The following is a 20461-nucleotide window of genomic DNA, read 5'->3' on the forward strand; positions in this document are numbered from 1 at the left end:
ATTGTGGGATCGCACACGCCCGGCAAACTGCCGGCAATTGTTCTAACCAAACTGAAGGACGGTTGGCACGGGGACGGTGGGGGGCTGTACTTGTTTGTCCGAGGCACTTCCCGATCCTGGGTTTTTCGGTACACCGGCAGGGATGGCAAGCGTCGAAACATGGGACTGGGTAGCCTTGCAGCAGTCGGGCTTTCGGAAGCTAGGAAGTTGGCGCTTCAGGCTAGGCAGCAGGTCCATCATCCAACAGAGCCGGTGGATCCTGTTGCCGTGCGGCGTGCTCAAGTGAACGAGCGTCGCTTGGTGAAGGCCCGCGAAATGACGTTCGAGGAATGTGCGGCGGCCTGCATTGAGGCCAAGCGCCATGAGTGGAAGAACCCCAAGCACATCGCGCAGTGGGTGAGCACACTGGAGACCTATGCCTACCCATTGATGGGCAAGCTACCGGTGAACTCGATTGATACCGACCTGGTGGTGAAGTGCTTGCAACCCATTTGGACCACTAAGACGGAGACGGCAGCCCGCTTGAGAGGTCGTATTGAAACGGTGCTGGCTTGGGCCACCACCAGCAAGTACCGGCAGGGTGACAACCCAGCACGCTGGCGGGGACACTTAGACACCCTGCTGGCGAAGCCATCGAAGATTGCGAAGGTAGAGCACTTCAGCGCCTTGGCATATCAGTCAGTGCCGTCCTTCATGGTGGAACTCCGCGCGAAAGAGGGGCTGGGGGTCAAGGCCCTTGAGTTTGCGATTTTGACGGCCGCTCGTTCTGGTGAAGTTCGGCTGGCAACCTGGTCCGAAATCGATATTGACCACAAAGAGTGGGTCATACCCGCGGGGCGAATGAAAGCGGGCAAGGAGCATACCGTCCCACTTTCCAAGTCTGCGCTAGATCTGCTTCGCAACCTTCCAAAACTGGAAGGTTGCGAGCTAATATTTCCAAGTGCCACAAAGGAAAACAAACCTTTGTCCGATATGACGCTCACCTCGATTCTACGGAGGATGGGTCACACAGACATCACAGTTCACGGTTTTCGCTCAAGTTTTCGTGACTGGGCTGGTGACACGACGCAATTTCCCAAAGAGGTGATCGAAAATGCACTTGCCCATCAACTTAAAGATAAAGCGGAGGCCGCATATGCGCGCAGCACGCAGTTGGCGAAACGGCGTGAGCTGATGGATGCTTGGGCGATTTATTGCTCGACAGCTCCAGTTAGTCGTGAAGTGAAAATCTCTAAGTACGCTGGGATAGCTGATTTAATCAAGAAGAATTGAGTCTGAATGTGGCGTGGAGATATCACAAAAAATGGATTGCTTCGCCACTATTGACGAACGTTTTTTAGCTGACAACAAGCCTCCTGTTGAGCTCTTTGAGCTTCCTTCCAGCAAGCCATAGCACAGCGTTCGCGAAGCTCGGATCACCAACATCTTCATCAGTTTCCAGGGATGGTACGCAGCCGAGCAGCATCCCGAAGGCATCGATTCGCATGACTCATGATGGCAACCAGATAGCATGAGGTGATGAATGAGCGTTACTACGACAAATTGGTCTCAGCAGCTCGCGAAAAAGGCATGACGATCTCAGCCGCAGCGGACGAAGCGGCGATGGCATTTCTCGACGGAAAACCGGCGGGTCAAGGTAGACATAAGTGGAGTGGCGGAGATCGGCAAACAGCCTTCTGGAACTCGGAGTTTTTGAAGGACCTGCCCGCAGATGTTTGGCGCCAAGAGACCCTTGGCTTGGCCTTAACGCGTTACCTTGGGCAAGACCGGTTGGGATTCCCTGAGATCGTGGCGCAGGTAGCCACAATTGCTCCCGACGTGCTTGTGTGGGCTGCTCGCCACTCTGGCCTTGTGATGCGACAGGATTCACCGCGTTGGTTGGAGATCAGCGGGCTGGATACAAATCAGCACGAAGCGCTCGCCGAACTAAAGCGCGTGTTTCACATATTCCGGGAAGCCCATCAAGTGCGGCAAGAGGAAGTGGAGCGTCTTCGAAAGCCCTTGTCCGAGCTTGCTCCTCTGGATCTGCTGATTTATGCCAGCCTTTTCGCCTTTGAGCACCGAATACCAGACTTGGTCTATGGTCGGTCCCAACCAGAGATGCCCGATGCTCAGGAAGCGTGGGATGCCATCGACGACATATTGGCCTGGAAACTTTCCAACTGCGATCCGTCCGATGTGCAGTTGACTGAAATGTCTATCGCCTCGTCAATGAGGCAGCATCTGATCCCATTTCTATTCCCGTCTGGGGAGAGGCCGCGACACGATTGCTATCAGGCATTTCTCGAATTGTTGGGCGCGCAGGTCGAACTGAACGCCTTCGAAGATAGATCTGCAGACGCCTTCAGTTACGACGACTCCATTCGATTTGAGCGAAATGGAGATCGCCTTGAGATCGTCGATGCGGATGCCGATGCCCAGACTGCGTGGCGTCGAGATGGCAAGAAGTTCGACCTTTTGCACCAGTACTGGTTGTATCGGGGAATGGATGCCGTCATGGCCGATCCTGACCTGCTCGCCCGCGTAAGTCCTGCGCACCTTGAGGCCAATCTTCATGCCCTGGCCAAGGCTAAAGGCACATGGCTTCGCTTGCAAGAGGTCTATGGCATGGCCGAGCAGGTGCGAGCAGACGCTGGCTCATCTGCAGCGCTCTTTCATGTGCTGATGGCGGCCGAAATGATGACGGCCTTTTTCATTGAAGACTACCTCAGGCCCTATCAGCAGTGCCTTTCCGAGACAGGAAATTCTTTTCTCGCTTTAGGTCGGTTGGCATTTTGCGGCTTGCTTCAGCCCGACATGCAAAACCGCTTCCCTCTCACCTGGTCGGATCGAGCAGCCAAAGTTGATCGCATTAAGCCTTGGACGGCTACGGCAGAGCATCCAAGTGGCTCCGCACGATCTGCAGAGGCAATCCTGGACTTCATGATATGTGACTGGGCTGCGATGGCGAAGCAGTTGCGCGACGGGGACGCAACGTTGCGTCCCCGCTGGCAAGAGCGTCCCTTGTTCAAAATGGGGCGACTCTCGCTCCAGCTGCCCTGGATGATGGCTGTACAGAACAACTCTGCGGCAGTCATCAATAACCTTCGACGGTTGGGCGCCCGACGAAATGAAGCCAGGGAAGAGACCCGTCGAATTGAAGAACGGCTCGGAGCGCTTTTCAGAAAGCGTGGATTCCACGTAGTCGTCGGGTACGAGATCCCCGCACTGGATACAGAGGATGCCAACGCAGGGGAAATCGATTTAATTTGTGCCCGAGACGGGCATGTATTTGTCTTGGAGCTCAAATCAACCTACCAACGCCGCTCAGTGAAGGAGGCGTGGGCACATCGAACTTCTACGCTGCGAAAGGCAGGTCTGCAGTTGAGCAGGAAGGTCCCCGCTGTCCAGCGTGCGCTTGGACGGGACATGGAATTGACGGCTGCGCTTGGTCTTGCGAACAGCCCGTCCACGGTCACGGCTTGGATTGTCGATACAACGATCGAATGGGATCACCAACTGTTCCGAGGTTTCCTCAAGGTCTCTCTGGAAGAGGTGCTGATTGCACTGCGAGACGACAGGCGGCTCCTAAATGACCCGCATAGGCTGTTTGCAGGAAATGCGACCCTTGATCAGGGGGCGGAGGAACATGCGGAACCAGGCAAAGACGACACTCTGTATCCGGATGGATTCTCTGCCGGGCGGTTTGTTGAGGTCATTCAGACGGCTGCCGTGTGGGCGGACAGTCTTTGAACGAGGCATTGTGGTCGGGCGTTGAGGCGACATAAGTCCATTTTTTTGCCCCTGTAAGCGAGCTTCGCACTCACTAAACTGTAGTGGCGCAACAACCGCACCGACGAATGTAGAGTGGCAAAGTCACCTAAACACCAATGGCTCAGTTTGACAAGAAGTCAAAAGAAACAACGACTTACGCCTAATTGATTTCTAAGGTTGATTGGCGTTCCGCACTCCGACGCCGCACGGCGCAAGAAGGTACCCCAACGGTGCTCGTGCACCATGTTCACCGTGCGCTCGCGGACTTCGGGCGAGAACTTGTTCGACTTCTTCATGGCTTCATCTTCTCAAGAGTTGAAGCCTTTTCAACCTGGCGATTCGGTTTGCACCTGGAGCGGGGTAGCCAGTTCATACGTATGAACTGGAGCCAAGAGGTCCTGCGCTCCGGCTCACACCCGAAAAGGAGCGGCCAGTTCATACGTATGAACTGGCAGTCGAGGTGTTCGGTCCCAGCCAGGGAAGAACATCAGCACAGCGTCTTCTTAACGGCTGTTTCTGGAAACTTCTGGCTCGTTTCCTCAAGCCGCGCCTGCGCTGTAATCGCCTGCCGCTTTGAGAACACGGTTGATCGGTGCGAGATCGACTAGAAGCGCATCGCGGATCAATCGCAGATCGGCGTCCTTGTAATCCCGTCGAAGCAAGTTCTCGATGAGCTCCTGTTGTCTCGGCTGGCCGAAAGACAATCGATAGAGGGAGAGAATGCGCAGAATCTCGTCAAGCCGGTCAATTTCGCTGCTGAACGGGGCCACCGGCACGATCCGCTCAAGGCAAGCGGAGCCACGCGGGACGTACCAGTACGGCACAAGATCCGTGCGGCGCTCGTCCTTGCCGGCCAGATCGAAAAGATGCGTCCACACATCGCGTGACTGCGAGGGTGCGGGCAAATTCAAGGCTTCGCCATATGCCTGCGCGACACGCTGGCGCACCACGAGCGATTTGTAGCGGTTGATGCGCCCTTCACGCTGCTCGAGATCGATTGGATTGGCTGGCAGGCTCCAGTGCACGACGCGCCGGCAATACCAGTGGAAATCGAGCCCCTCCTGGCCAATAGACGTCGAATTGAGCATGAATGGCCAGAACGGCGAATTGAAGGATGCTCGCACGTTGGAGATCCGCTTGATGCCTTCTTCCTCGGTGCTGCTCTGATTACCGAAAGGCACGGCGTAGTGGCAGTGGAACGTGAAATCATGCTCCTTCACCTGGCCTTTGAGTGGCGGAAGCGCGGTCTGCGCCGTGATCGTCACCGCCCCCGGCGCAATGGCAATATGAAACGCCCCGACGGACTCATCCATGCCGCGATGAACAGATTTGAGCAAATGCAGGAACTCGTCGAACACAGCCTGCAAATTGCCCATCGCGGCATACGATGAGACGGCAACCCAGGGCTTGACCCCCGGCAACACGGCTCGCAGCACACGCTGCGATTCCATGCGGTTCATTTTGTCGATGAACGACGATGCGCAGTCCGTCGCGTGCGCCAGTCGTTTCTCGTCGTTGTTGTCGGCCGCGCCGCTTTCCCAAACCGTAGCGAGCGTGCGCCGCATGCACACCGCCGGCCCGGCGATCGCAAGATCCACGAGCCAGCCAAGCAGGTCAGCAGGCGGCTCGCCGAGCCCGTGATCAGCGCGGGCAAGCGCTTCCAGGACGCGCTGTGCGTGCGTCTTTCGCGCTGGACTAGCCACCGAAAATCGCATGAATGCGTCCGCCCAGCGCGTCGCGCTTGCCAGCCTGTCGTCGCCGCCCTCGTGAATCCTGTCGAGCAGGAACGGCGCGAGCGCGTACCAGCGTGCGCTGTATCGCTGCGTGCCGTGCCCATAACGCTTGCACAGCAGGCGAAAATCCGCCCCCAGTTCGTCGCGCACACGCTGCCTGACTTCCTCAAGCGAGGCTCCGGAATGACCTATCGGCACGGCCGCCAGACGCATCGACGGATAAATCAGCCCCCAGGCCGGACCGATCTTGACACCATCGAACAGCAAGGTTCCTTTGTACGCGTCGCGGTTGTCCAGATAATCGTGACGCTTGCGCCCTGTGCCCAGCAAACGCCGTTCGCACTCGTACGAAACATAGCTGCTCAACGCACGCGGAGCCAGTATGAGCGATGAAAACAGCAGTGTCTTGCTGAAGCCTTCCTTGTCTTTGAAGGGACCGCAGCTAGCATAGTTGGGCAGGCTCGGCGGCACCCAGAGCAGTCGTTCGGAACCTTCGGGTGCGGTCGCACGCATTACTTGCGCGAAGCGCCCACTCGGCGCCTCATGCGTCAAATTCAGACTGTAGTCCCGGAAGCGCCGGTGCGGAATCCAGCCCGCGCCGGCTTCCTTCAGTGCCTTCCTGACCGGGGTCTCCTTGGCATGCAGCCGCAGCGTCTCGCGGAGCTGGTAGCCGCTCAGGAAAGACAGACTCCAAGGCGCGGCCTTGTGGAACTGCATGACATCGCTCACGGCGTGACCACGGCTAACCGACTTGAGCGCCTGAGCAAGCCGGTCGAGCGCGACGAATCCATCGATCTCTGACGTTCTGAGGGAGGCGCCCAGGTCGTCCGCCCGCGCGGTCATGAAGACCCTCTCGATGTCCGGCTCGATTGCGCCCCGCTCAGAGCGGCAGATGTAAGGACGCAGCGCATCCTCGACGCGGTCGCGCTCAGCTGTGCTGAGCGTGCCCGGCATGAGAGGTGCTGCTGGCAGCGTCAGTATTTGACGCAGCAGGGCATCGCGCGCCTTCGCGTAACGACCGAGCACGATCTCGTCGTCCCGACACAGGTAGCCGAGCAGATCGTTGAGCTGCTTCTCGTGCGCCTGGCCTTCGCCGTCGTCGTCGAGATGCGTCAGCGCCTTGAACGGCGTCGCCGACAGCAGCAGCGTCGCGTAGCCGGTGCCTTCATGCAGTACCCGCCGCGCGATGATCTGCTCCTCCGAGACGGCGTCCTCGCCGTCAGCCGTATCCGGCGTGACGGAGCCGGCATGTAGCAATGCCGAGAACCGCTGGAATTCATCGAGGATGAAGATATCCGCCTTCAGATTGCGCGCGCAGGCCTCGACGAACATCTGCCGGATTCCTCCGCGCACGCAGGTTGCCAGATGCGTGCCGTGTTTGGTCGCCCTGACATATTCCACGCCCGCTTCGGAAAGGCTCTGGATCAGCGTGGCGTACGAATGCAGATTCAGTTGCAACGCTTTCGCCGCGCTTCGCGCAGACTCGTCGAGCCTCGGCCGCTCCTTGAGACGTCCGATGAACTCAGCACGCGCCTGGGGCTCGAGTTCCCGGCTCTCGCAGGACCGCCTGGCGTCCTCCCATGCGCCCTTCACGCCGTTGCAAAAGAATTCTTCCAGTTGCTCGGTGTCTTGGATCTGACGAGCCTCCTTCACGGCACGCCAGAGGATATAGCGCTCCAGCGCATTCCCACCACCCCGGGTCAGCGAAAACGAGGTCGCTGGCGTGAGCGAGCACGATTCCATCAGAACGCCGGGTTTGGGGTCATCCTGCTGCAGACCGAGTTCCGCGAGACGGCTGAATTGCAGCGAACTGACCCACCGCTCCTGTTCACTGCCGGTGAAGACGGCAAGCTTGCCAGCGTTCTCTTGCGCGAGTGCCTGGTTCGAGCAGATGTAGACCACTCTGAGAGGCTGCGCCGCGCGACCGCATTCCAGGCGGCGCTTCAAGAGCGAAGCCACGACTCCGCGCGCCACCAGTGTCTTGCCGAGCCCGACCTCATCGCCGACCAGCAGCCGGCCGTGCAGCCCGTTCGGGCCCTCGAGACGCATGCACGCGTCCGTGACGGTTGCGCGCTGAAAATCCTTCAAGTCATCAAGCGCGTTCTGAAGGCGCTGTTGTGCTTCATGCTTCATGCGTTTCGTTCGCGGTGGTAGGCGGCAAAGCCTTCGAAGAGCGGGTCTAGCCCTTCAGGTAAAGTCTCTACCTCGGCGCGAATGCGCCGGTAGATATCGATAGCACGGCTCATCCGGCGTGGCGCTCTCGAGGCCGCGCGCAGGAGTTGCTCATAGAGCGCGCCCTTGCCGTCGAGCCCGAATACGTCTGCGCTTCGCCTGTTACCGTCGGCGCGCGACCAGTCGGTGCGCGACGGATCCAGGTCCAGAATCAATGCGAGGTAACGCAGGAGCTTTCTGCTGTCGCCGACGATATCCCGGAACAGCGCAGCCTTGCGCCGCTCGAGCATGTCGACGGACAACACTGCCTGCACGACGAATCGCTTTCGCACCTCTTTCGGCGAAACGATCTCGGCCGACAGGAAGGCGCTGATATCCGTCAGGCTGACGTCGGTCCACGCCATCGAGACGCCCAGCGCGCGCGGATCGTCGCGGCAGAGCAGGCGCACGGTGGCCTCATAGCCCGCAGGCAATCGAATGGCCGAACCGTCCGGCGTAGTGTCAAGCCGGAGGTCGAACCGGCCCGGCTCGCCCGGGACCTCATTCACATGGAGCAGCCACCCGGCGGAACTGAGGGCATGCACGGCACGGCGCATTGCGCTGTCTTCCTCTGGGCTGACCGGCCAGGCATCGCGGAACTCGTGTTTATGGAAAACGTTCGACGTCTTCCATGTTTCCAGCAAGGCGCTGGGACCGAGCTTGCCATTCCTGCCCGTGAGTCGCAGCATCAGTTCTCGATTGCGGGGAGACGCCAGCTTGCCCGGCTGCCCGAACGCGGCGTTCGTCATATTGGCCGAACCGATATGCCAGATGGCCTGCGCGCCGTGTTTCGCGACGATGAGCTTGGCATGAAGATTCTGTTGTTCCGCCGCGCGGCTTTCGTGCCGCTCCTCGCCGTCAACCACTCGCTCCGAGAGCGACAAGCAATTCCAGTTGCTCAGCGCGTCGCTGCCAATCTTGTCGAGCGTGTCACCCCGGCTGATGAGCGTGCGTATGGCGTTGGTGCGCGTGCGGCTGGCCAGGTCAGCGAGCATGCTTTGTCCGTCAGCATCAAGGAACGGGGACATGACCAGCAGATCGTCTAACTTGGCCGGCAGGTCCAGCGGCACGCCAGCGGTCTTCTCGTGACCCTGAAAGCCTGGAAGCACCTCGAACGCCGGGTCGAACTGATCGGGCGCCGTCCAGGCGACATGTCTGAGGGCATCACACCAGGCTTCGATCTCGGCAGCATGGTGCGGGTCCTGCGCCAGCGAACGCAGGAATACGAGGAGGCGCGGATCGCCGTTGCCGCGACGCGCCGTTTCGCCATCGATCGATACGGCGAGATCCCAGCTGCGATCGAACGTGAGGTTGCGCGACAAGACCAGCAAGCGCCAGCGATCCGCAGCATCCTCATCCAGTGCGGTGAAACGCAGCAGCCATACTTTCGGATGGAACGACGCGAAGGCCCCGTCTGCACCTTCGAGTGCCACGACCGGCACGAGCAGCGGCTCCAGTAAGGCGAAAAGGCGATTGAACTTACCTGGCACCTTGATGTTGCCGCGCTGGTAGAACACCATCAGGCGCTTGTGAAGCTGATCGATGGATTCGAGCAACGCAACACGCTCGCCCGACAGTTCACCTTCCTCCTCTTCTTCCAACGTCTGGTCCAGCGTGAGGGCGAGCGAAGCGGCCGCGAGCGTTTCGAGATCGAGAGAGAAGGTGGTCGCTAGTGCTGAGTGCAAGGCATAGCCCGACGGCGCGCGCAATTGAGTGCCGTAGTCGAGACGGTCACTTTCTAGCTTCAGCAAGGCAGCACCTCGACAATATCTTCCAACATGCGCCGCACCGTCTGCCAGCGATAGTCGAGCGCACCCATGCCGTACCAGTCGGCACGCTCGCGCGGCAGCTTTATCAACAGGGAGCGCTCGGGCTTGTTTCCGACGGCCTGGGTACGCACAAGTGCATCGAGACCGGACTGTTTCGGCGTGTGAGCTTGATTCAGCGCATTCCATTGCTCGAGGAATTCGATGGTCCGCTGCTTGACGCGGGCTTCACTCGCGTCGGCAACGCGCAGCCACTCGAGATCCGCACCTGGATGGAAGATGCCGGCTAGTTTGGTTGTCGCGCGCCAATCGGCGTAGCGCTCATTGCAGCGGGCACGCAAATCGCCATCGTCGATGCCTTCGGCAATCAGCCGGTTGAAAACGATATGTGCGCCCTCGACTGCGAGGCTGAAGCGCTGCGCCGCCGCGATGTTGTCGCGGCATGGCTGGCTGAGCGCGAGCTGGCGGGCGGCCCATGCGCTGAACGCGGCAAAGCTGGTGTGGCCACCACTCAGTGCCCGCCCGGCCAAGTTGTTGGAAAGCAACTGGGCGCAAACCGTGTCGTCAAGGTCCTGCGCCGTAGTGAAGCGCTCCCGCAGGAAACGCGCTTCGGCCACGTCCAGCTTCAAAGTGAGACCGGCAGGCCAGTCGCCTTGCGCTCCGGGCGGCCGACGCACGATAGCCTCGAAGCGTTCCCCGGTGTCGTCGCTGCCTTCATCGGAGCTTACGACTTGCTGAACCTCGCCGCCACGACGCCAATAGCGACAGAACTCCGCGAGCGAGCTTTGCGTGCGTACGATTTCAAACACGCGTAGACCGTTCCAGTAGGTCGAAGACGGACGCCGTGCGACGCCTCCCTGCTCAACTACGGTGTGACCGATCACGCCATCAGGCGGCAGGCCCGCCGCATCATGGTTAGTCTTGAGCATCCTGGCGAATTCGTTCTCCGCGATCTTCAGATATTCATCGAGTGGTTGGCGGCGGCGCTTGGCGTCCGGCCAATCCGCCCAATCCCGCATGATCTTCGGCACGGCGAGGAAATACCGTGCGCGCGTTTGAATCGTGGAGAAGCCGGGAAAGAGCGTATCAGCGTATGCATCGCGCAGTTGTCCAAAGCCCAGTTCATCCAGCGTGCCCGGTTCTTTCATAAGCGCGAGGACTTCATGCACGCGCTTGCGGTCCGTCGAAGAAAAGTCGATCCATCCAATACTGCTCACCGAGGCTCCTGCCGATATTCATGCTGCCCGAAACATACAACTTTCACGCGATGGGATCTCATCGTTTTACTTCGCATTGATATTCATAGGTATTTTTCGTACTTCGGTCACTGCCTCACCAAAACCCCGCAGCCACCAATCCAGCATTGAGCTATCGATGACTGTGGCAGTGATCTCGAGTTGCCCATCTTTGCGCTCAACCACTTGTTGATCAGTGGACAGCGGTGACTCCATAAGGTGCAATCCCGCACTGCGTTCAATGCGGAAGACCAGTCGCACCTTCTCCCCCTCACCAAACCCAAAGCGCCCGTCATCGTCATAGCGCTCGAGGTCAAACGTCTTGGGCCGCTCGAAGGTGAGCGTGGAAACTTCGGCCCCAGCGATGCGATGCAGTGCCAGGTTGCGTTCGTTGTCAAAGCCCTGGTAACGGCAAACGAGATACAGCCGCGATCCCTGTTGCACCAGGCCCAGCGGCATCACGTCTGCGCTGGTGCGTTTGCCGCCTGCATTCTTGTATTCGATGTGCAGCCAGTGATTGCTGTACAGCGCTTCGCTCACTGCCTCAAACACACCTGGAACAATCTTGGGCGGTAGCAACGGCTGGCTGGTCGCCACCACTCGTACCTTCCCGGGCCATTCGCGTTCCAGGCGGGCGCTGCTCTCCAGACCCAGATTGCGTCTCGCTTGACTGAAAAACGCATCCATGGACTTCATGAGCCGGGGCGGCAACAAGTTCTTGAGATGCTCCTCTGCCAATTGAAGTAACAGGGATTCCTGCGGCGTGAGGTTGGGTACAGCGAGTGCTTTAGCCTGCTCCAGCCATCGATAGCCATAGGGCTTACTGCTATCGTCGCGCTCGATCTCAAAGTGCTCGCTGAGCATTTCCAGCTGCCGCTGGATGGTGCGCAGTTCGCGCTCCATCCCCGCATGCTTGAGTTGCTGGTGCAGTTCACTGGCCGTGATCTTGCGGCCACGGGGAATTCGGCGCAGGAGTTCGACAGCGAGCAAGACCGTTTCGAGAGTGTCGGATCGTTTCGCCATGTCAGATCTTCAAAGATGAGTTGGAGAACGCAGCCCACAGGCGGACCATGGCGTAGGTGTCGAGCGCGCAATACGCCAGAAGTTGTTGCTCAATCTCAGCCTTGCGTGCCGCCGAGGTTTGCGGCGAAATCGCCTCCAGAAATGCCTCCATGGCCATGCCGCCATCCTGGACGCCATCGAGGTCACCGTAGTTCAAGTCTGGGCACAGCGCTGGGAGGACCGCCTTGATGCTCCAGCTCCCTTGCTGGCTGGGGTGGTAATAGTGCTCACGCGCCACAGGCAGGAGATCAACCACGCGCTCGTTCAGTGCCAGGAGCGCTTCAGACAAACGTGGAAAACGCTGCGCCAGATCGCGGATCCGGGCCATCTCAAATCCAGCGTTGTAGACAAATATGGGACCGCGTTCACCGCAGGCACTTATCAACGCCTCCGCAAAGGCTTTTGAGGGGTCCCCGCCCGACAGATCGAGGAACGCCTGCTGTTCCAGCTTCCCGGTACGTGCGAGGCGGTGCACGCTGAACTGAAACGGAATCTGCTGGTAGGGGCGCGTGCCTTTCCAGATCGGTACAGCGAACTGGATGGTTTCAAAGTCCATGAAAAACGCGGGCAGCTTGTGCTGGGCCAAGTCTCGCAACGCACTCTTCTTGTCGAAGTACGACTCTCCCGTGAGCGTGACCGCCTTCACGCGCCTCTGCTTGTCATTAAGCAGCGCATCCGGTACATCGCGCAGTTCGCACACTCCGTGCGCCTCAACATGTGCTTTCAGCGCTTTGCTCTGAGCTCCGGGCAACCAATGCAAGGGCTGCTCTGCTTGGGGCTCCTGGCTTTGGCAATAGGAGAAGAAACCACATTCATAGGGGGCGCTGCACTGTTCGCCCGTTGAAACGCGGGGTTCCTTCTTCTTCGCAATGATCCCGTGGGACTCTTCGATCCAACTGCGAACCTCTGTCCCGCGTGAAAGCGCTTCGTCGGTCAGATCTTTCTCGACCAGCAGCCCACTGTAGTCACCACCGCCTGGATAGACCCATGAACTGTCAATATGAGCCAGCGCAATCCCAGCCAGGGGAACCCCGGAGGAGCGAGCCAAAAAGGCTTGCACGGCGGCGTCGTCCCGGTGGTAGTGCTTGACGGAGGTGGAGGATTTCACCTCGACCATGCGCCAAGCCCGTTTGCCGCCTCGCTTGACCGGCAGCATTACATCGGCAAAGGCCAGAGCCCCTTCGGCGCCGAACCCGGCCTCGAAGATCGGCTGGTTCGATTGCAAGAGCGCTTGCGTCTGCGCAAAGGCTGCTTCAAAGCCTCCCACTTTGAAATCGATCAGCGCGCCCTTGCCCTTGGGGTCATAGACCTGCCTGGCAATGTCGCCAACCTGGTTGCCCACCGTGAAGCTGGCCTGGGTGGCCGAGGAGTCTTCTCGCAGGTCCGGGCGATGTACCTCCAGCCACAGCCGCTTGGGGCACTGCCGAAACGCCAGCAGCTTCGATTTGGAAAGCACACGCAAGGCAGACTCCCTCTTGTTTGAATGAAATTCTCCCATGTCGCACGGTCATCAAGATGTCGGTCAGGGAGTCATTGGCATCAGCGTTGTTGGCAACTTCGGCGCGTACACCTCTTCAAGGATTTTTTCAGTGAGTTCGTACGCATCCATAACGTCATCAATAGAAACACTCACTCCCTCGTCTTGGCTCCCATCATCGGCTAGCCATTTGATTGCCAAGATCACATCTTTTAAGTGAGCGTACTTTGGGTCAAGTAGAGCAATTGACTGGTGCAAGTTGATGGATCGCCGCTCTCCACTGGGCGCGACAAATCGCGGAAGCATCATTTCGCCAAGCAATGCTTTCATCGCAGTGTGGACACTGGCTATTGCGGCATCTGGCGCTGCGAAGAACAGCGCAAATGAGTTTTCAAGCGGTTTTGCAACTGAGCATGGACATGCTTCTGGAATCTGGAAGATTTGTAAGTGCGGCTGAAAGAACTTCGGCCTGAAATGATCTTCGTGAACCTGCTGAGGTACTCCGTTCATGTCTTCCTCAACATGCCAATCCACGCTACCGGTGCCACTACTCGCCACGACCTCTTTGCATTGAACGTTCGAGCAAACCAGCATGCAGGAGTAAACATACCGGATCCATTCAGGCTGCCATTCTTCGTCGGAGTGATCCCGCGAGGAACTTTGCTCCTCCTTGACGAATGAGTCTTCACGGATACGAAGAGGCGCTTTTCCGCATGTCGGGCACATCCAATCGTGTGTACGTCTGAGTGTGAACGAGTGCTTCAGGACGTGCCGGTCCATGTCAACTCGCATCTGACGCACATCGTGATGTGGGTCGCATCAAGCCCCTGTGCCGTCGAAGCGCCAGAGGCTTCGATTTGGAAAGCACATCCAGGGTCAACTCCTGCATATTTGAATGAAATCTTCCCATGGGTTTGTTCTCACACAAACCCAATGGAGCGATTCGTGCCATGTTTCACCGCGCATTCGGCTTCGAGGGCCGACACGAGGGCGGTAGCAGACGTGATGGGCCGGAATCGGTGTTGACGCACCACGGCAGCAAAATCTCCCGGTGTCAGCGGAACCACTCGTGAAATCCTGGCACGCTCCTCCGGCAGCGGTTGCTGCAATCCGAGTCCGTCGCAGTGACGCAACAGCAGCCCCCACGCTTGGTCGGCACGCAGAAAGTCGAACTTCACTTTGAGATCAAACCGGCGCAGCGCGGCCTGGTCCAGCCCTTCCATCAGGTTGGTCGAGGCCACAAAAACCCCCGAGAAGGATTCCATCTGGGTCAGCATTTCGTTGACCTCGCTCACTTCCCAGTTGTGTTGGGCGCCCCGTCGGTCCTGCAGAAAGCTGTCCACCTCATCGATCAAAAGGATTGCGCCGTCGTTTTGCGCTTCGCGGAAGGCTTTGGCGATGTTCTTTTCGCTCTCACCCAGCCACTTGGATTTCAGATCGGACGCGCGTTTGACGAGCAGAGGAACGCCGAGCTGTTGAGCGAGCCAGCGACCGTAGGCGGTCTTTCCGGTGCCAGGCGGCCCGTACAGACAGAGCCTGCCGGAGCGCGCAGCGACGAGGCCTGCTGCTACGGCGGCCAGATCCACATCGGCATGGATGAAGCGTGGGTCGTAAACCTCGGGCAGTCTGTTTGGATCGTGCGAGAGCAGCGGACCGTGTCCCTGGGCTTCCATGGTGCTGGAGATCAAGCGCTCCAAGGCAGCTGCCGTCTTTTGAGGGCCAAGGTCGTCCCGGATCAAGCGGATGACTGAACTCGCCTTTGCGACCACCGCAGGAGCAAGGGCTTCGGCCTCTGCGATGCGCGAAATTTGGTTGGTATCAAGAAGCTCACCGCAGCTGCTTTGCAGAATCCGCTCGCGCTGCGTCTTGGGTGGAATGGGCAACTCAAACACCATGTCAAAACGGCGAATGAAGGCGGGATCGAGACCTCGCATGGAGTTGGACATCCACAGTGTGGGCACCGGGTTCTCTTCCAGCATCCGGTTAATCCAAGCCTTGCGCAGCTGGGCGGTGCTCTTGCTGCCGAAGAAGCTGTTTCCATCGTTGAAAACATCCTCTACCTCGTCAAAAGCGATCATTGCCTGCTGTTGCGAGAAGAAACTCTGTGCAGCACGAAAAGCCCGGAGGCGGTGTTCTCCATTGATCGGGTCACCGTCTGCATCTTCGCTGGCGACTTCGAACAGCTCATACCCCATCTCCTTGGCCAAGGCTCGCGCCAGCTGGCTCTTGCCTGTTCCCGGTGCACCTTGCAGGAAGATGTTCACGCCACGCCGACCAGTGGCCATGGCATTGCGCAGATAGGGACACAGAATCTCCAAGGAGGACTGGATGTGGCTGTAGTCGGCCAAGCTCAGTTGAGCAGGGCCTGCCGCAGACACGGTACCGCGCAGCAGGCTGATAGGGTCGGCTTTGGAGGCAGCCATCAGGTCAGCAAACCCTTCAGAGAGCAGATCCAGCTTGTAGCGCAATGCGCCACGCCCCCTCCGGTCCATCATGACCAACCCCGACCTGGCAAGAATGCCGGTGGCGCTCAGCGAAGCGCGAATGTCTGCCTCGGGCAGATCAAGAATGATGGACAAGGCATGAATGATCTTGACGGAAGACAGATCGCCCAGCCATTCAGACGCGTCATCAAGGAGACGCTCGTTATGAATGGACACCGTGAACTCCAACACCTTGCAATCGATCATGCTCAACCCCACCAGGTTGGACAATTGATCGATGTTTTGGCTCAGAAAGGTTGACTGGCGCTCCCCATACCACTGCCCCTCAGCCTTCTGGTGCAACTGGCGCAGTTCGGATTGCACTTCTTTCTGATCAAACTCGCGTGTTTCGGGATCGATCCAGTGACCGAGCCCGATCACATCTGCCAAGGTGTCATTGTTGAACCCATGGGGGTGCACAAACTGGCGGTACCCCCCCAGTGGAACCAGAACGCGAAGCAGCCAGAGGCGAATGATCGGTTCAATGCTGCCTGGGTTGTATGAGATTGCCGCTCTACGTTTTGCCATGATGGTGGTCTCTCCTTGTCGATGAGATCCATCATCCGGGTGGCTGCGACGTAATGTGTCGCATGCAGTGCGGGTGGAAGGGCTACTGTGTGCTCGCGCAGGCCGCCACGCTTCGAATACGAACCGACGGGGGCGGTCAGTTCGCAGCAGGTTTTCAAGCTACAGGTTGCTCAGTGGAAGCGTGCCAAGTGTCGCGGATTTTGATACCTGGATGCGTGAACAGCACAACACTTCCAAGACGAATCAGCATCCATAATGTTCCGTACCATCCAGTTTATCCCGCAGGTTCTGCGGTGCACATCACGTTAGACATCACAATGCAACCCCGCTCATTGCTCCGCAGCCAATTGCTACGCGCATGGCATAGCTGTATCGAAGGTGAATACTCGGATCAGTTGATCAATTCGGAACGGGGTTTGCAGATCTACTTTTGTAGACATCTCTTGGACGAATTTAAGAACTCTGGTGTCGAGCGAAGACTTTTCATTGAGCCTCGGGTGTCCCTCGCTGATCAGCCAGATGCGAGGTATCCAGACATCGTCGTGTGCCACACCCGTAGGATTATCGGTGTGGTGGAGATCAAGTATTTACCCCGAACGCGCCCACAATACGACAAGGATTTGAATACCCTATCTTGGATGTCAAAGCACGGCGCAGAAGTGAAGCTTTCGAACGACCGCTACCGGGGAGAGAGAGAAGCCGCAAGGGAGTATCACTTGGCCGAGGACGCAGTTCTATGCTGGGCCGGTGTCTATACTGCACCAGAGGTGCAGATCACTCACCCCTCTGACACGCAGCTTCAGAAAAGACTGAGTGTGATGCACGCCATTACAGAGTCGGGAAAGCCTGCAAAAGTACTCCCACCGCTACCTCCGAAAGGCGACGCCTAACCCGTCGTATATGAACTCCCCCACAAGGGCAAGAAACTAGGGCATCGGGAAAGCCGCGCGAGCGCAGGCTCATCGAAGATGCGGATGAGAGGCGGGCCAAACGCTTCTTTGCAGATGCGCGATTGCCCCGTGCTGAGCGTGCCGAACTGGAGGATTACAAGAACTCTGGCTACAGCCGAGGCCACATGGCGCCTGCGGGGGATATGCACACACCGACGGTCATGGCCCAAAGCTTCAGTCTGGCCAACATGGTTCCCCAGATTGCCCAGCACAACAGTGGCGCCTGGAGCAAGATCGAACAGGACACACGGCACTACGTGAAACGTGCCACGGGGGATGTGTTTGTGATCACTGGGCCGGTGTTCACATATGCGTGGCCACGCATCGGCGCCAACGGAGTGAAGGTGCCCACTTACCTTTTCAAGCTGGTGTATGACGCCACCACCCAACGGGTTTGGGCACATTGGCAACAAAACCGGGACGGTGAGTCAATGGGTCGGCCGATCAGCTATCAGGAGCTCGTAAACCGCACAGGCGTTGAGTTCCTGCCAAGAAACGCATTCCAGCACTGACCATCAGCTCCGCAAGCAGCCCCGCGAAGCATCAGGCTGCATTTGAATTCCGTTGGGTTCCACATATACCCATTGCCATCCAGGTAACCCCCGCCCTGACCAGCCTCTCATTGGTCTGATTTCACCCTACCCACAAGCCCGGTGCACGTTTGCGTGCCCCGGGCTTTTTTGCGTCCATCGCAAGGAGCTTTCCATGACTGTTTGTCCCATCTGCAAATCCACCCACGTGACCACCCGACAAGTCGGCCGCGATACCGGAAGAACCCTCGGCGGTGTCGCCGGAGCCGCCAGCGGCGCTGCCAGCACCTGGTCCGGTGCCCAGGTCGGCGCTTCTTTCGGGGCGGTTGGTGGCCCCGTTGGTATCGCTATCGGCGGCATCGCCGGTGCCCTGCTGGGCGGTCTGCTCGGCGCCACGGCGGGCTCCGTCGCTGGCAGCCGTTTGGGCGACGTCGTTGACGAGCACTACCTCGGCAACAGCGAATGCCAGGACTGCGGGGCGGTGTTCACTAGCCCCTCCCGTTCTTGACCCTGCGGCCGCTGCTCTTTCCTCCATCTCTCCCATCTTCACTTCGAAAGCACCTCATGTCCCACCTCATCGAAACCATGGCCCATGTCGGCCAGACCCCCTGGCATCAACTGGGCAATGCACTGCCCAAGAAACAACCCATCGACGTCTGGGCACAGGCCGCTGGCATGCAATGGCACATCCGGGAGACCCCGGTGCGGTATCTCGCCACCGACGACAGCTCCAACCTCTACGGCGAAGCCATGGAGTTTCCCGACCAGAAGGTGCTGTACCGCAGCGATACGAAGGCCCCCTTGTCCGTGGTGTCGGGCCGCTACCAGGTGGTCCAGCCCAAGGAGGTGCTGGAGTTCTACCGGGATCTCACGGAGGTCTCTGGCTACGAGCTCGAGACCGCTGGTGTTCTCAAGGCCGGGCGCAAGTTCTGGGCACTGGCCCGCACGGGCAAGACCTCGGCCCTCAAGGGCAACGATGTGGTCAACGGCTATCTGCTGCTCGCCACCTCCTGCGACGGTAGCCTGGCCACCACCGCCACGCCCACCACGATCCGGGTGGTCTGCAACAACACCCTGTCGATTGCCCTCAGTGGTGCCACCAGCGCCATCAAGGTGCCTCACAGCACGACCTTTGATGCCCAGGCCGTGAAGAAGCAGTTGGGCATCGCAGTCTCCCAATGGGACAGCTTCATGTACCGCATGAAGACGCTCTCGGAGCGCAAGGTCAAGAGCCATGAGTCCATGAACTACTTCCTCAAGGTGCTGTGCCAGACGGATGCCCATGCCGATCAGGCCATGGGTCTCACGAACGAGCGCGCCCTCAAGAAGGTCCAGGCGATGTACGAGGGCCAGGGCCGCGGTGCTGAACTCCAGGCTGCCAAAGGAACTGCTTGGGGCCTGCTGTGCGCCGTCACCGAGTTCGTGGACCACGAGCGGCGCGCTCGCAGCCAGGAATACCGGCTCGACAGCGCCTGGTTCGGCCAGGGCGCAGCCCTCAAGCAACGTGCGCTGGAGCAGGCGCTGCAGTTGGCTTCGTGAGTGCCAAGTTCAACGGTCCAAAGCGCCGAAGCAAAAGAGCCTTCCTTCCTTTCTTTCCCCCCTTCCGCAGCAAAGCCCCGGCCCTTGAATGGGACCGGGGCTTTTTGTTGTGCGGGAGTTTCTACATCCAAGGAGTCACCATGTCTCAACCCTCTGTTCATACGGATTCCGTTTCTTCACCGTCTTCCTCGGCAATTCCCAAGGCCCGACCCGCTTTGAAGCTGGTCAAGACCAACACCCTCAAGCGTGACGATTGGCTGGAAGTTCGCAAGGGCGGTATTGGCAGTTCCGACGCTGCCGCCGCTGTGGGCCTGCATCCCTACAAGTCCCAGCTGCAACTGTGGATGGAGAAGACCGGGCGCGATGCCGGTTTGCCCGTGGTCGATCCCAATGATGACCAGAGCCCGATGTACTGGGGCACCCTGCTCGAACCCATCGTGGCAGCGCACTACACCCGGCGCACGGGCAATCGGGTGCGGCGGGTCAATGCGGTGCTGCAGCACCCTGAACATCCTTGGATGCTGGCGAACCTCGACCGGGAGGTCATGGGCGCTCCGGATGTCCAGATCCTGGAATGCAAGACGGCTGGCATCAACGGGGCCAGGCTGTGGCGCGATGGTGTGCCCGAGTATGTGCAACTGCAGGTAATGCACCAACTGGCCGTGACCGGCAAGCTGGCCGCCGATGTGGCCGTGCTCATGGGCGGGCAGGAACTGCAGGTGTTCCGGATCGAACGGAACGCCGAGATGATCGCTCAGCTCATCCAGTTGGAGCAGCAGTTCTGGGGCTATGTGGAGCGGGACCAGGAGCCCCCAGCCGATGGCTCGGACTCTGCGGACCTGGCTCTGCGTTGTCTCTATCCCCGTGACAGTGGCACCACGCTGGATCTCTCCAGCGACCTGGAGATGTCAGCCGTGTTCTCTGACCTGCTGGCGGTGCGGGAGGTCATCACCGCCCAGACCGCACTGGAAGCTCAACTCAAGCAACGCATCCAGCAGCGCATGGGCGAAGCCACACGGGCGGTATTCGAGACTGGGGAAGTGTCCTGGAAACGCAGCAAGGACGGAACTGCCCTGGACACCGCGCAGTTGCTCAAGGACCAGCCCGAGCTGGCACAGGCCTACCCACTCACCAAGCCAGGGAGTCGGCGGTTTCTGGTGCAGCAGTAGCTGGAGCTAAACAGACCGCAGAGCA

General features: G+C 59.0%; 12 protein-coding genes and 1 pseudogene. 6 read left to right on the forward strand and 7 right to left on the reverse strand.

Annotated elements, in window-relative coordinates; all coding sequences use genetic code 11:
• Positions 1–3 precede the first annotated feature (3 nt).
• Both DBV10_RS14560 and DBV10_RS14565 read left to right on the forward strand, forming a co-directional pair.
• Positions 4–1272, forward strand: coding sequence for an integrase arm-type DNA-binding domain-containing protein (locus DBV10_RS14560; protein WP_124514337.1), 1269 nt, complete (start codon positions 4–6; stop codon positions 1270–1272).
• A 246-nt stretch (positions 1273–1518) separates the two neighbouring features.
• On the forward strand, positions 1519–3732 hold the full coding sequence (locus DBV10_RS14565) for a hypothetical protein (RefSeq protein ID WP_124514338.1): 2214 nt from the start codon (positions 1519–1521) through the stop codon (positions 3730–3732).
• A 560-nt stretch (positions 3733–4292) separates the two neighbouring features.
• On the opposite strand, the gene DBV10_RS14570 is transcribed toward DBV10_RS14565, so the two are convergent.
• The 7 genes from DBV10_RS14570 to DBV10_RS14600 all read right to left on the reverse strand — a co-directional run bounded on the left by DBV10_RS14570 (position 4293) and on the right by DBV10_RS14600 (position 16248).
• Complete coding sequence (locus DBV10_RS14570; protein WP_124514339.1) at positions 4293–7619, reverse strand: helicase C-terminal domain-containing protein; 3327 nt, start codon at positions 7617–7619, stop codon at positions 4293–4295.
• Entirely contained in the window at positions 7616–9448 is a 1833-nt protein-coding gene (locus tag DBV10_RS14575) for a phospholipase D family protein (RefSeq protein ID WP_124514340.1), read from the reverse strand. Before DBV10_RS14575 ends, DBV10_RS14570 begins: the two co-directional genes overlap by 4 nt.
• Positions 9442–10680, reverse strand: a complete 1239-nt coding sequence (locus DBV10_RS14580) for a DUF6361 family protein (protein ID WP_124514341.1) — start codon at positions 10678–10680, stop codon at positions 9442–9444. The genes DBV10_RS14575 and DBV10_RS14580 overlap by 7 nt, the downstream gene beginning before the upstream one ends.
• A gap of 66 nt (positions 10681–10746) precedes the next feature.
• A complete protein-coding gene (locus tag DBV10_RS14585) occupies positions 10747–11721 on the reverse strand; it encodes a YafY family protein (protein WP_124514342.1) in 975 nt (324 codons plus the stop codon).
• Position 11722: 1 nt separating this feature from the next.
• Entirely contained in the window at positions 11723–13216 is a 1494-nt protein-coding gene (locus tag DBV10_RS14590) for a DUF2779 domain-containing protein (RefSeq protein WP_233589938.1), read from the reverse strand.
• A 66-nt stretch (positions 13217–13282) separates the two neighbouring features.
• Positions 13283–13747 (reverse strand): hypothetical protein, encoded by a 465-nt coding sequence (locus tag DBV10_RS14595; RefSeq protein ID WP_124514344.1) that lies wholly within the window; start codon positions 13745–13747, stop codon positions 13283–13285.
• A gap of 410 nt (positions 13748–14157) precedes the next feature.
• Positions 14158–16248, reverse strand: a complete 2091-nt coding sequence (locus DBV10_RS14600) for an ATP-binding protein (protein WP_124514345.1) — start codon at positions 16246–16248, stop codon at positions 14158–14160.
• 952 nt (positions 16249–17200) lie between these two features.
• Between DBV10_RS14600 and DBV10_RS14605 the strand changes: the two are divergent.
• From DBV10_RS14605 to DBV10_RS14620, 4 genes and pseudogenes are all read left to right on the forward strand, one after another.
• A pseudogene (locus DBV10_RS14605) lies at positions 17201–17710 on the forward strand (DNA/RNA non-specific endonuclease); the annotation flags it as partial.
• Between the two features lie 193 nt (positions 17711–17903).
• Complete coding sequence (locus tag DBV10_RS14610) at positions 17904–18236, forward strand: hypothetical protein (RefSeq protein ID WP_124514346.1); 333 nt, start codon at positions 17904–17906, stop codon at positions 18234–18236.
• Positions 18237–18292: 56 nt separating this feature from the next.
• Entirely contained in the window at positions 18293–19267 is a 975-nt protein-coding gene (locus DBV10_RS14615; RefSeq protein WP_121506776.1) for a DUF932 domain-containing protein, read from the forward strand.
• Between the two features lie 140 nt (positions 19268–19407).
• Positions 19408–20436, forward strand: a complete 1029-nt coding sequence (locus DBV10_RS14620; RefSeq protein ID WP_124514347.1) for a YqaJ viral recombinase family protein — start codon at positions 19408–19410, stop codon at positions 20434–20436.
• Positions 20437–20461 lie beyond the last annotated feature (25 nt).

This window comes from Acidovorax sp. FJL06 (assembly GCF_003852545.1).
Lineage (GTDB): Bacteria > Pseudomonadota > Gammaproteobacteria > Burkholderiales > Burkholderiaceae_C > Acidovorax.

Coding starts and splice junctions, on each gene's coding strand:
- DBV10_RS14585 (WP_124514342.1), bottom strand. CDS start 11,721: ATGGCGAAACGATCCGACACTCTCGAAACGGTCTTGCTCGCTGTCGAA.
- DBV10_RS14570 (WP_124514339.1), bottom strand. CDS start 7,619: ATGAAGCATGAAGCACAACAGCGCCTTCAGAACGCGCTTGATGACTTG.
- DBV10_RS14610 (WP_124514346.1), top strand. CDS start 17,904: ATGACTGTTTGTCCCATCTGCAAATCCACCCACGTGACCACCCGACAA.
- DBV10_RS14620 (WP_124514347.1), top strand. CDS start 19,408: ATGTCTCAACCCTCTGTTCATACGGATTCCGTTTCTTCACCGTCTTCC.
- DBV10_RS14565 (WP_124514338.1), top strand. CDS start 1,519: ATGAATGAGCGTTACTACGACAAATTGGTCTCAGCAGCTCGCGAAAAA.
- DBV10_RS14600 (WP_124514345.1), bottom strand. CDS start 16,248: ATGGCAAAACGTAGAGCGGCAATCTCATACAACCCAGGCAGCATTGAA.
- DBV10_RS14595 (WP_124514344.1), bottom strand. CDS start 13,747: ATGAACGGAGTACCTCAGCAGGTTCACGAAGATCATTTCAGGCCGAAG.
- DBV10_RS14615 (WP_121506776.1), top strand. CDS start 18,293: ATGTCCCACCTCATCGAAACCATGGCCCATGTCGGCCAGACCCCCTGG.